Origin of the sequence: Herbiconiux sp. VKM Ac-2851 (genome assembly GCF_013205105.1) — a bacterium.
GTDB classification, from domain to species: Bacteria; Actinomycetota; Actinomycetes; order Actinomycetales; family Microbacteriaceae; genus Herbiconiux; species Herbiconiux flava.
Genome location: NZ_JABMLJ010000002.1, coordinates 12,234 through 24,260 on the forward strand (window position 1 = coordinate 12,234; position 12,027 = coordinate 24,260).

A 12,027-nucleotide genomic window follows, 5' to 3' on the forward strand; every position below is an offset into this window, starting at 1 on the left:
TCCGGTTGTGAGTGGGAGTGGCTTCCATTAGACCGTGCGGGAGTGGTCACCGTCGAGGCGTGAGGGCGCGTCAGGCGCGGGTCTTGCGCCTGTCTGGTGCACGAGCACGGTGATCAGGAGAGCGACCGCGAGCACGGCGGGGATGATCGCGGCGTGGTCACTGAAGAGTGTGGCCCCGCCGGCGCCGATGAGGCAGCCGCCGATGAAACCGGCCAAAAGCGGCCAGCTCGCCGTCCACTTTGCACGCGCATCGGGCGCTTCGCCGCGCGTGCGAAGAATGTCGGTCGCTGCGACGGTCGCGGCGACGAGGTTGCCGGTCATCACCGCGGTCGACAGTGCCCGGGGCGGCACGATGTGCAGGTAGGCGTTCTGGAACGCCATCGCACACACCGCGCAGATGCCGATAACGACGGCCATCCCGTCCTTCGGATGTGCCGACGCGTGGGTGGTGAACGAGAGCACGCCGGCGGCCACGAGGAACACAGCTTGCGCCCCGAACAGCACCGTGGTCACGCGGGGTGCGTTCGATCCGATGCGCCGGGCGACGGTGGTCGCGATTGCCGTGGTGAGGATGAACACCGGGATTGCCAGCAGCGCGACGATGTCGGGTGGGGTGCCGGTGACGACGTCGGCGGCGACCACGACGAGATTGCCGGTGACGTGGGCGGAGAAGAAGCCGCCGAGCAGCAGCCAGCTGGTGACGTCGGTGACGCCGGCGATGAGACTGAGCGCGGTCGGGATGAAGATCGCCCGGTTCATGCGCGCACCCCCCGCCGCGACCGTCCCTGCTGGAACTGCCCGTAAAGGTGCATCGGCACGGCGAGGCCGACGGCCATCGCCATGGTGATGAGCACCGCGGTGGTGCCGTCTGAGATGCCGCCGAGCAGCTGCGGGTCGGCCCCACCGAACGGGAGGCTGTCGAGGGCGTCGATCGCCCGGAAGACGAACACCCCCGGCACGAGCGACACAACGGCGGCGAATCCGATGCCGGCGAAGGGGATGTGCAGTCGGTGCGCGACCGGGGCGAGCACGATTCCGACGAGCAGGCAGGCGAGGAACGCGCCCACCACGATGTTCATGTCCCAGACGCTCATCGCCCACCACCGCAACCCGTGTGCGACAGCCCCGATGATCACCGGCCAGACGATAAGCCGGTACGGCATCGAAAAATACACCGGGTACGACGCTGCGGCGACCGCGGCAGCGACGACGTCGAGCCAGAACGGAACGGTGCGCCCGGCCGGGTCGGTCGGCAGGTCGGTGCCGAAGAGCGCCAACGCGATCGCAAGCCCCGTGCCGATCGACAGCAGCAGGAGTGCGGCGTACCCGAGTCGGGCGAAGCCGAGCGGGATGCGCAGGGCCAGCAGGTCGAGGGCACCGTTCAGGATGTGCGGGCCGGGCACCAGGATCATCGCCGGGCACACAGCGATCAGCCGCAGCGAGGAGCTGAGATCGGCCTGCACCGCGAGCCCGCCGATGATGCCGGCGAGGAACGCGGCGGCGAACACCTGTCCGATCGGGCCGATGTGCGCCCGACCGAGCAAACGCCTGATCGCACCGCCAAGCGCGGCGCTGCCGGCGGCGAGGAGCACCGCCGTGGCATCCTGAGCGCCGAAGATGATCGCCAGGGAGCCGGCCCCGGTTGCGCAGGCGATCAGGAAGATACAGAAGTTCGCGGGCCGCACTGCGTGGGCGCGGCCGAGCGTTGTGACCAGGTCGGCCCGGCCCGCCGCCTTGTCGCCGAGCTGGTCGATGGTGCGCATCAACACGGCGACGGCCCGCATCGAGATCCCGGTCGGCGCTGCCTGCACGATCCTGGCCGGCAGCGCGTTCTGTGCGGACTGGTCGGTGACGGTCACCGCTGTCCATCCAGGGACCAAGGCGAAGTCGGTCCCGAGGCCCCGGTTCATCCGTTCCACGGCGGCGAGAGTCACCGAGGTGGATTCTCCGGAGGCCTGCAGCAGGGCTGCCGCCCCGGCGACGAGATCCTGATCGGATCCGCTCGTCGCCGGGGCCGCAGCCCGAACAGTCTTCTTGATCATCAGGCGCCGCCGACGCCGTTCCCGACGAGGGACGCGGGGACGACGATCTTGTCGAACTGCTCCGCGGTGACCTTGCCCGAGGCCAGCGCCGCCTCGCGGAGGGTCTGGTCGTTGGCAAGGGCGCTCTCGGCGATGTGGGCGGCGTTCTGGTAGCCGATGACGGGGCTGAGCGCGGTGACGAGCATCAGGCTCTCGCCCACGTAAGAGGCGATCTTCCTCTCGTTCAGCTCGGTGCCCTTCACCGAGTAGGTGAGGAACTTCTCCACACCGTCGCCCAGAATGCGGGCCGAGTGCAGGAAGTTGTTGATGATGATCGGCCGCATCGCGTTGAGCTCGAAGTTGCCCTGCGAGCCCGCGAACGCCACCGCCGAGTCATCGCCCAGCACCTTGATGGAGATCATCACGATCGCCTCGCACTGGGTCGGGTTCACCTTGCCCGGCATGATCGAAGAGCCCGGCTCGTTGGAGGGCAGCACGAGTTCGGCGAACCCGGTGCGGGGGCCCGAGGCGAGCCACCGCATGTCGTTGGCGATCTTCATCAACGACACCGCGACACCGCGGAGGGCGGCGTGGGCGCGGACGATGGCATCGAGCGAGCCCTGCGCCTCGAACTTGTTCGGCGCGGTGACGTATTTCTTGCCCGTCAGCTCCGCGATCTTCGCCGCGACCTTCTCTGAGAACCCCGCGGGAGCATTCAGGCCCGTGCCGACGGCGGTGCCACCGAGCGCGAGCTGCAGCAGCCCCTCGCGGGAGTGCTCTACCTCACGGATGACGCCCTCGAGCATCGCCGCATAGCCCGACCACTCCTGGCCCACCGTGAGCGGCACGGCGTCCTCGAGGTGGGTGCGGCCGATCTTCACGACGCCCATCCACTTCTTCGCCTTCGCGTCGATCTCGGCGTGCAGTTCGCGCAGCTTCGGGAGCAGGCGCTCGTCGATCTCGGTGATCGCGGCAATGTGCATCGCGGTCGGGAACGAGTCGTTGCTCGACTGCGCCATGTTCACGTCGTCGTTCGGGCCCACCGGCACCTGAGAACCTAGGGTGCCGCCGAGCAACTGGATGGCCCGGTTGGAGAGCACCTCGTTGATGTTCATGTTGCTCTGCGTGCCCGACCCGGTCTGCCACACGTACAGCGGGAACTCCTGATCGAGCTTCCCGGCGATGGTCTCGTCGGCAGCCTGCACGATCACCTTCGCCTTCCAGTCCGGCAGCCGTCCAGCCTCCTGGTTGACCAGGGCGGCGGCCTTCTTCACGACCCCATAGGCGCGGTACACCTCGATGGGCATGTGGTCGTTGCCGATCGAGAAGTGCTGCAGCGACCGCTGAGTCTGCGCACCCCAGTAGCGGTCGGCGGGGACGTCGACGGTGCCCATGCTGTCGAACTCGGTGCGCTGCCCCGTCGCGTCGATCCCGACCGGGACGTCGGTGTAGACGGGCGTGGCGGGGGCGTTCTGATCGATGGTGGTGCTCATGGTTGGAACCTCTCTCTGTAGTGGTGTGTCTGTAGTGGTGTGTCGGTTGGTCAGGTAAGGCCTTCGCGCTCTTCGAGGAGTGCTCTCCAGTTCCGGGGCAGACGATCTGCCGGTCCCGGAACGGGCTGGGTGTGGGGGTGGCTCTCGGGTGGTGCCAGGCGGGGACCGTCTGTGTAGTCGTTGGTCCGGTAGTCCCAGAACCACTCCTCGCCCGGTTCGAAACTCTGAATCACGGGGTGCCCGGTCTCGGCCGCGTGCTTGGTGGCGTGCTGATTCAGGGAGTCATCGCAGCAGCCGATGTGGCCACATATCGCGCACCGGCGTAGGTGCACCCACCAGCTGCTCTGCAGGTCACATTCCACGCACCCAGGGCCGGTCGGTGGCGCGTGGGGATCGATGGCCGGCTGGGACTGATCGTTCATGGCGAACCCTTTCGAAGGATCGGGTTGGGGCCTGTGCGGGTCACGGTGCGACCGCCACGGCGGGCTTGCGGACAGGGGGCGCGGTAGGTGCAGGTGTTGCGGCGCGAGGCAACGCGAGGGCGACGATGGCGACTCCACAGGCGGCGATGAGGAGCATCGCGAACCAGCCGCGTGCGGAGAACGCGGCGGTGATGTCGTCGCCGGGATGCGTCGCGATCACCGCGCCGGCGATGGCGACGCCGAGGGCTGACCCGGTCTGCTTCGCGGTCGAGATCAGGCTCGCAGCGACTCCGGCCTGATCGTCGGGTAGGTCGGAGACGGCGGTGTCGTTCACGGGGGCGTTGAGCATGCCGTACCCGACACCGAAGACGGCGTAGGGGCCGATCAGCCACAGCACGTTCGGGCTCAACGCTGCGGCGATGATCAGCAGCGCTCCGACCCCGATGCCGACGCCGGCAACGACGAGCGGCCGACGCCCGCCATACCTGGACAGGAGCCGCCCGGACAGGGGGGCGGCGACGACCGTGGCGCATGCGAGCGGGAGGGTGAGGAGCCCGGCCTGGAATGCCTGGAGCCCGAGGGCCTGCTGGAGGTAGAGGGTGTTGATGAACAGGAGCCCGCCGAAGGCGAGGAATCCGAGGATGGCGATGCTGAACGCGACGGTGAAGCGGCGCTGCTGGAACAGCGACAGCGGGATCAGCGGTTGCGGTCGGCGGCGTTCGTAGGCGATGAGGCCGATTAGGCTCGCGACGGTGAGGGCGATGGTGCCGTAGATGATCGGCGAGTGGAAGCCCAGGCGGGGGCTCTCGATGATCGAGAACACCAGCGAGACCATCAGCAGGATGGCGAGCACCTGTCCGATCGGGTCGAGAGCGCGCGGCGTGGCGGCCCGGGACTCGGGGATGAGGACGATGACGAGCACGGCGACCGCGATGCCGGTCGGCACGTTGATCCAGAAGATCGATCGCCACCCGACGGAATCGATCAGGAACCCGCCGACGAGCGGACCTGCGGCGATGCCTGCCCCGCTGACGGCTGACCAGATGCCGATCGCCCGGGCGCGGTCGGTGGGGCCGGTGAAGATGTTCGTGAGGATCGCCAGTGCGACCGGGGTCATGGCCGAGCCGCCCACGGCTTGGAACATGCGGAAGACGATGAGCCAGTGCTCGGTGGGCGCGAGGCTGCACAGCAGCGACCCGGTGGTGAAGATGATGACGCCGACGGCGAAGACCTTCTTGCGCCCCCGTCGGTCGGCGAGTGATCCGGAGAGTAGAAGCAGTGCGGCGAGGACGAGGAGGTAGGCGTCGACGGTCCACTGCAGGGTCGCGACGCTCGATCCGAGCTCGCGGGCGATGGTCGGGAGAGCGACGTTGACGATTGTGCTGTCGAGGGAGACGAGGAAGAGGCTTCCGCAAAGGATCGCCAGGAGCAGGGAGCGGGGTGGGTGCTTCATCGGCGTGCTGCTCCGTTCGGTGAGGTGAGAGGCATGTGGTCGAAGGGAAGGGCCGAGCGGTGTCGGGCGTCCGTAACTGTTGTGGCGGTGAGGACGGCTGCGGCGATGGCGGGGAGGATGGGGAGTGCCGCACCGTAGAGCGGGTCGGTGTGGATGAGAACGGCTCCGCTGAGGGCACCGAGGACGAGGGCGGCGATGACGCCAAGGCGGATGCCGACGGGCTGGGGTTTTCGGTCGGCGGCGTCGGCCATGAGGCTGGTGATGGTGCCGGTGACGTAGGTGGTTGTGATACCGGAGGCCCCGTCGATTCGTTTCGCGACGGCGGTCTGGCAGGCCATCGCGATTGTGGACAGTCCGATCAGAGCGACAACGGTGGTCGTCGATGCCGCCCCCGGGTGGACGGCCCACATGCCGAAGATTGCTGCCTGCGCGATGGCCGCGAACACGAGAAGAATGACCGTCCGGTCGGTGGGAGCGTTGAACGGCATGAATCGCAGTGCCAGGAACAAGGTGACGGCGAAGACGACGATCGCGGTGATGATCCCTGCGATGGTTGAACCGTATCCGGGACGGTCGATGAGGCCGCCGAGGACGAGGTTGCCGGTCATGTTCGCGGTGAAGACGCCGCTGAGCTGCAGGAAGGCGAAAGCGTCGGTGGCTCCCGCCGCGAAGGCGAGCACCACGGCGACCAGAGCTGTGCGGCCTGATCGTCGCGCCGGCGTCATCGCGGCGGGAGGGATGGTCATCGGTCAGGCGATCGGGTCGCGTGGGTTGTTGCGCGACACGATGAGCGGGTCGATGGGGGTGAAGGGAAACTCTGGCAGCTCCCGTTCGGGCACCTGGAAGGTCGCGGCGAGTACCTCGCGGGAGAAGGCGGTTGCGGTGGCGCGGTAGCCGACGTCGCCGGGCACGAATTGGTCGAAGAAGATCAGGAACTCGATCCCCTCCTCGCTGAGTGCCTCGATGTGGTGCGGGTAGGCGCGCGGCACGAAGTATGCCTGGCCGGGGTTGAGCTCGTAGGTGTCGACGGTGCCGTCGGGGTCGAGCACGGTCATCCGGGCGTGGCCGCTCTTGACGTAGCCGAGCTCGGCGGTGATCGGGTGCCAGTGTGGCTCCCGCATGCCTCCGCCGCCGATGTTCAGCGAGTACATCGACAGGTCTTCCAGCGCCGCCCAGAACTGCTTCCGGGCGAGCTTCGCCGAGCCGTAAGGGTAAGCGAGAGGTGCGATTTGCCCCTCGGCGTCGAAGAGGTGTGCGTTGGGTAGCCCGACGTTGGCGGGGATGCTCGCGCTGCCGGTGCGGCGGATGATCTGCGGTGCGTCACCCCGCGGGAACTCCTCGAATGCCGAGGCTGGCAGGTCGTAGGTGTTGCCGAGCACGGCGTTGCTCATCACGTTCACGCTGTTCTGGAAGGAGAAGTGCTGGGGGTCGCCCGTGCGGAGCGCCGCGATGATCTCTGCTGTCTCCTCCCCCACGTTCTCGATGTGGTAGATCGCGCCGGAGGCGACGTGGTACATCTGCCCGGTTTTGACGAGGAAGGTGGCGAACTCGTCGCTGGTGGCGAGCATCGACACCAGCACGGTGCCGCGGGTGACGTAGGCGATCTGGTTCGAGTTCACGTTCCATTGCGGCTCGCGGAGGGCTCCCGGCTCGAGCACGATCCGCTTGAGGGTCATGCCGTCGAGGATCGGGAAGTTGCCGGTGGTGAGTTGAGCGACCGAGCCGAGGTCGCTCTCGAAGTTGGGTGCGGCGTCGACGAGGGACGCGACGTGGCGGGAGGGGGTACTCATGTCGTTCCTTTTCAGTGGGCAGGAGCCGTGGCAGGTGCCGGATGGGGGGCGGTGAGGTGAGCGGGGTTCGTGGGGAGGACAAGCTTCAGGTCGGTGATTGGAGACACGGAGACCGTGCCGGAATCCAGGGCCAGATCCACCACGTGGCCGCCCTGGGTGCGGGGATGATCGATGTAGTGGAGGTGGTAGCCGGGGATGGACAGCTCGGCTTCGAATCGCGGAGTCCGGAACCCGGCCGCTGTCCCGGTGGTGGGGGCGAAGGTGCTGATCGTGGGCGGCTCGATCGCTTCTGCGAGCGGCACGAACGGCTTGTGCTGTTCTGTCGTCGCCCGGGTCCGCAGGGATGAGAATCGCCCGTCGATGCGGATGGCGAGAGGGACGTTCTCACCCCCGGTGACGGCATCGATCCGCTCTGTCAGCTCCTCGAGTGAGGTCTTCTGCTGCACGACAAGGATGGTCGTCCGCCGGAAGCGGGTGACAGCAGCCAGCGGGGTCCGGTCCAGGCCTCGCGCAATGACGGCGGTGCCGTCGCTTCGGAGGTGGTAGCAGACCCCCTCGAGGATGATCAGCTCACCGTCGAGTCGGTCGAAGGCGCCGAGCCCGAAGTCACCGTGACGGAGCAGCTCCTCGACCGTCATCGTTCCGTCGTAAAGACCGGCGATCAGAGCAGACACGGTCGAGGTCCGGTAGAGCTCGATGTCTTCATCCCAGTCGATGACGTGGTTGCGGTGCTCGCTCATTTGTTCGCCGATCAGTCCTCACGGGTCGCCGTCAGGCGTGGACCCGGCCCCAGGTCAACTCGACGTGGAAGCTCCGACCGTCGGGCGTGGTGGCGGGCAGCGTCTTGCCGTAGAGGAGGTTGCCGTGGACGGTGAAGGTGCGCACCTGGGTGCCGCCCTGCCAGCCGGGGAAGAGGGCGATGTCGATGTGGTGGGTGACTGTGTCCGTATCAGGGTCGAGGGTGAAGGGTCCGCCGTAGGCGATGAAGTCGCGGGCCATGGCGACAACCTCGGCGTCGGTAGCGCCCTCCGGGCTGGGGGCGGCGCTGGCGGGACGGGTCGTGCTGCCGAGCACGGCGGTGACGATGCCGTTGGGGCTGTAGCTGAGATACCCGTCGGCGCTGGGACCGAACTGGGGTCGGCATTCGCCGTCGGCGAAGACCTCCTCGGCGCTGACGAACTTCCAGGCTCCGACGAGGTCGTCGATGGTGGTGGTCATGGCTGGTTCTCCTGCTTCTTGTGGTGATGCCGGGCGATGTGGGTTGAGCTGGCGGGGAAAGCGATACGGGTGCGACCGACCTGGATGAGGTGGTGCACGTCGACGGTTGTGGCGAGGGCGCTGGCGGCGTGGATGGTCTCGTCGTCGTACTGGGTGGGGCGGGTGGTGTGCTGCTGCAGGTGCTCCTGCCAGCTCCCGACACCGAAGACTTCGACGAGTTCTCCGGGGCTCTCACGGTCTTGATAGAGAGTCCAGGTGCGTGCTCCGGTGCGGCGGCGGCTGTGTTCGACGAGTCGCATCTGCTCCACGAACGCGGCCCGGTTGACGTCGGGGACGTCATAGCGGACGAGCACGAGGGTCAAACCCTGGGGGTCGATGTCGGCGCCTTGGTCTGGTGCGAGCGGAAACGGTGCAGTGGGGCGCTTCTTCTCCGCGGTCGGGAGAAGGGGCCACAGCAGCTGTGAGGCGGTGACGACGATCACGATGATGCCGGCGGCCGCCGTTGTGATGGCGGTGCCGGCCCAGCCGGCGACTCCGCCGCTCACGGCGGCTCCGACGGCGAGGGAACCGAACAGCACCATCTGGTAGATGGACAGCCCTCGAGCTCGAACCCAGACGGGGAGGAAGGACTCGACGACCCCGTTGAGGGTGGCAACGACTCCGATCCAGGCGGCGCCGACGACGGCGAGCACCGGCAGAGTCAGCGCTAGGGATGGGGAGAGGGCCACGACCACTGTTCCTGTGCCGAACAGTGCTGAGGAGATCAGCACGGTGTGGTTGGGTCCGATCTGGTCCCGCACGATCGGGGCGAAGAATGCTGCCGCAACGCTTCCGACGCCGAGACCGGCGAGGAGGACCCCGTAACCGGCGGAGTCCAGGCCCAGCTGGTCGGTCGCCAGGACCGGCAGCAGCGCGTAGAGGACGCTGCCCGGCACGACGAACAGGCCCAGCCGGACATAGAGGCGGCGAACGACGCCGGAGTGGGTGACGTAGCGGACGCCAGCCCGGGTCGCGTCGATGAATCGTTCGGGCTGGTGCGGGTCGGGGCGGTAGCTTCGCCACCCGATCAGCACGATCAAGAACACCGCGAACGAGGCGAGGTTCATCGCGAAGACGAACGCAACGCCGAGGCTGGACAGCAGCAGGCCCGCGATGGCCGGCCCGATCGCTCGGGCGAGGTTCACGGAGATCGCGCTAAGAGAGGCCGCGTTCGGGATCATGCGTGTCGGCACGATCTCGGCGGAGATCGCTTCGTAGGCGGGCAGTTGCACCGCGGATGCGGCGCCCAGCAGCAGTGTCAGCACGAGCAGCAGGTAGGGGGTCATCTCTGCCGCCGCGGTGAGGGCGACGAGGCCGGCGCTGATAAGCACTTGCGCGGCCTGCACCCAGATGAGCAGGCCCCGTCGGTTGAGGAGCTCACCGAGAACTCCGGCGGGGATTCCGAGCAGAAGCACGGGTGCGGCGGAAGCTGTCTGGACGAGTGCGATGAGCAGCGGTGGGCTGTTCTGCTCGACCATGAACCATTGCGCGCCAACGGTCTGCATCCAGCTGCCGATGTTGCTGACCAGGGCGGCGATCCACAGTGCGCGGAAGATCGGCACCGTGAACGGCGCGAGCACTCGAACCGGACCGGTAGCGGTGTCGGCGGCGGTGTCAGTCATGATTGTGGTCTCTTAGCGGGGCCGGTGACGACTGGTTTCGAGGACGACTTTGCCGACTGTTCGACCCGACTCGAGCAGCTCGTGGGCGAGGGATGCTTCGGCAAGCGGGAACACGGTGTCGACCACCGCGCGGATCTCCTCCGCCTCGACCAGGGGCAGCACGTCGCGGGTGACACCGGCGACGATTGCTGCTTTCTGGTGTGCGGGGCGGCCTCGTAGGAGGGTGGCGGAGATGCTGGCGCGGCGCGAGAGCAGCTCCCACAGGTCAAAAGTGACCGGTCCTACCGCTCCTCCGATGATGACCAGGTGCCCGTCGTCGGCGAGACACTCCATGTTGCGGCGCAGGTAGGTGGTGCCGACGATGTCCAGGATCGCGTCAACGCCTCGGCCGTCGGTGGCGTCCAGGGTCGCGCTGACGAAGTCGGCGGCGCGGTAGTTGACCGCTTCGACCGCTCCGAGTTCGAGCGCCGCTTGGGTTTTCGCCTCACTGCCGGCGGTGGTGATGACCTGTGCGCCGATCGCGGTCGCCCACTGGATCGCGAACGAACCGATCCCCCCTCCGGCGCCGTGGATGAGCACAGCCTGCCCGGCCTTCAGACCGGCGATCATGGCGAGGTTGGAGTACACGGTGCAGGCAACCTCGGGTAGCGCGGCCGCTTCGATCATGCTGAGGCCGGCCGGAATAGGCATCACCTGGGCTTCGGGCGCGATCGCTTCCTCGGCGTAGCCACCTCCGGCGACGAGGGCGCAGACCCGGTCGCCGAGCTTCCAGGTGGTGACCGCGCTGCCGAGCGCAGTAATGGTGCCAGCGACCTCGAGTCCGAGGCCGGGTGGGGCGTTCGGTGGCACGGGGTAGTGCCCGCGTCGTTCGAGCAGATCGGCGTTGTTCACCCCGGCCGCGGCGACCTCGATGCGCACGTCGTGCGGTCCTGGTTCCGGCCGTTCGACCCGCACGAGGTGCAGGACGTCAGGAGGACCCGGGTGAGTGAAACGGATCGCAAAGGACATCGAGGTTGGTTTCCCTTCTGGGCGCGGCCGTGATCGAAGGGGGCTCGTGGCCCCCTTCGATCAGCTGGCTACTCAGTGCTCGTCGTAGTGGTCCCCGTGCAGGGCGTGACGGTGCGAGTCGTGGATGTAGTCGACGTGGGCGCCGTGGGCAACCGCTTCGTGTCCGCATCCTTCGCCGTGTTCGTGCACCTCAGTGGTGTGGTGCTCGTCGTGCACGTCGTCCGTGGTCATTTCTGATCCTCGGGCGCGGCTCAGGCCTTGGCCGCTTCGGCCTCGGCTGCGCGGGCTTTCGCGAACGCAGCGATGCTGCGGGCGTAGTGCGGGGTCTCGACCTCGCAGTGGGCGCCGGAGGCGTGCTGGCGGGCGGCGGCGGCCTCCTCGAACGTCTGGCCGCTGTCGATGATGAACTTCAAGAAGTCCTCGGTGGGGTGCGAGGTGACGGTGTTGACGTAACGCAGCTGGTCGCCCTCGAGCTGCTCGATGCCGAGCTCCCAGATGACCTGGGTGGTGGTCCAGCCGGCGGCCGAGTAGACGTCGGAGATCGAGACCATCTTGCAGTAGGTGGGGCTGGCGACCTCGTAGCGGTACTGCTGGATGACCAGGCCGGTGCCGATCATCTCGACGTTGATCGACATCGGGGTGCCGTCGTCGTCCACGGTGTAACCGGCGGCCTTGTGGTCGCCAGGCGCACAGCGCTCGTACTCGTGGGTCGGCAGGGTCTTCAGCCACTGCTCAATGTCGACATACTCGAACGGTGCGGTCACGTCGGCGGTGACAACGGCGTGCGAAAGCACGAGGTCGTCGCGAACCATAACGCTCATTGGATTTTCCTTCCGGTTGTGCCGGGTTCCCGGCGGGGATGCGTGACCGGGGGGCCACTTCATCGGGTCTGAAACCCGCATGTGGAACCGTAGATTCGGCCCTGGAATCCCCACATCCCCCGGTTCTGTCGCGGATATCG

13 protein-coding genes are annotated in these 12,027 nt (G+C 67.5%); all 13 read right to left on the reverse strand.

Annotation, left to right across the window (positions count from 1 at the left end; translation table 11 throughout):
• Positions 1-27 precede the first annotated feature (27 nt).
• The 13 genes from HQQ85_RS06775 to HQQ85_RS06835 all read right to left on the reverse strand — a co-directional run bounded on the left by HQQ85_RS06775 (position 28) and on the right by HQQ85_RS06835 (position 11,887).
• Entirely contained in the window at positions 28-759 is a 732-nt protein-coding gene (locus tag HQQ85_RS06775) for a YoaK family protein (protein ID WP_173181785.1), read from the reverse strand.
• Positions 756-2,042 carry a threonine/serine exporter family protein gene (locus tag HQQ85_RS06780; RefSeq protein ID WP_173181786.1) on the reverse strand — a complete coding sequence of 429 codons (1,287 nt, stop codon included), beginning with the start codon at positions 2,040-2,042 and terminating at the stop codon, positions 756-758. Before HQQ85_RS06780 ends, HQQ85_RS06775 begins: the two co-directional genes overlap by 4 nt.
• Complete coding sequence (fumC, locus tag HQQ85_RS06785) at positions 2,042-3,514, reverse strand: class II fumarate hydratase (protein ID WP_173181787.1); 1,473 nt, start codon at positions 3,512-3,514, stop codon at positions 2,042-2,044. Before fumC ends, HQQ85_RS06780 begins: the two co-directional genes overlap by 1 nt.
• A 50-nt stretch (positions 3,515-3,564) precedes the next feature.
• The gene (locus HQQ85_RS06790) at positions 3,565-3,936 is read right to left on the reverse strand and encodes a UBP-type zinc finger domain-containing protein (protein WP_173181788.1); all 372 of its coding nucleotides are present in this window, start codon (positions 3,934-3,936) and stop codon (positions 3,565-3,567) included.
• Positions 3,937-3,976: 40 nt separating this feature from the next.
• The gene (locus HQQ85_RS06795; RefSeq protein ID WP_173181789.1) at positions 3,977-5,389 is read right to left on the reverse strand and encodes a DHA2 family efflux MFS transporter permease subunit; all 1,413 of its coding nucleotides are present in this window, start codon (positions 5,387-5,389) and stop codon (positions 3,977-3,979) included.
• Entirely contained in the window at positions 5,386-6,135 is a 750-nt protein-coding gene (locus tag HQQ85_RS06800) for a YoaK family protein (protein ID WP_173181790.1), read from the reverse strand. Before HQQ85_RS06800 ends, HQQ85_RS06795 begins: the two co-directional genes overlap by 4 nt.
• 3 nt (positions 6,136-6,138) lie before the next feature.
• Positions 6,139-7,179, reverse strand: coding sequence for a cupin domain-containing protein (locus HQQ85_RS06805; protein ID WP_173181791.1), 1,041 nt, complete (start codon positions 7,177-7,179; stop codon positions 6,139-6,141).
• Positions 7,180-7,190: 11 nt separating this feature from the next.
• Positions 7,191-7,919 (reverse strand): acetolactate decarboxylase, encoded by a 729-nt coding sequence (budA, locus tag HQQ85_RS06810; RefSeq protein WP_173181792.1) that lies wholly within the window; start codon positions 7,917-7,919, stop codon positions 7,191-7,193.
• Positions 7,920-7,950: 31 nt separating this feature from the next.
• Positions 7,951-8,397 (reverse strand): lipocalin-like domain-containing protein, encoded by a 447-nt coding sequence (locus HQQ85_RS06815; protein WP_173181793.1) that lies wholly within the window; start codon positions 8,395-8,397, stop codon positions 7,951-7,953.
• Positions 8,394-10,058, reverse strand: a complete 1,665-nt coding sequence (locus HQQ85_RS06820) for an MFS transporter (protein WP_173181794.1) — start codon at positions 10,056-10,058, stop codon at positions 8,394-8,396. Before HQQ85_RS06820 ends, HQQ85_RS06815 begins: the two co-directional genes overlap by 4 nt.
• Before the next feature lie 12 nt (positions 10,059-10,070).
• On the reverse strand, positions 10,071-11,066 hold the full coding sequence (locus tag HQQ85_RS06825; protein ID WP_173181795.1) for an NAD(P)H-quinone oxidoreductase: 996 nt from the start codon (positions 11,064-11,066) through the stop codon (positions 10,071-10,073).
• A gap of 72 nt (positions 11,067-11,138) precedes the next feature.
• Positions 11,139-11,297, reverse strand: a complete 159-nt coding sequence (locus HQQ85_RS06830; protein WP_173181796.1) for a zinc transporter permease — start codon at positions 11,295-11,297, stop codon at positions 11,139-11,141.
• Between the two features lie 20 nt (positions 11,298-11,317).
• A complete protein-coding gene (locus HQQ85_RS06835) occupies positions 11,318-11,887 on the reverse strand; it encodes a hypothetical protein (RefSeq protein ID WP_173181797.1) in 570 nt (189 codons plus the stop codon).
• Positions 11,888-12,027: the final 140 nt, after the last annotated feature.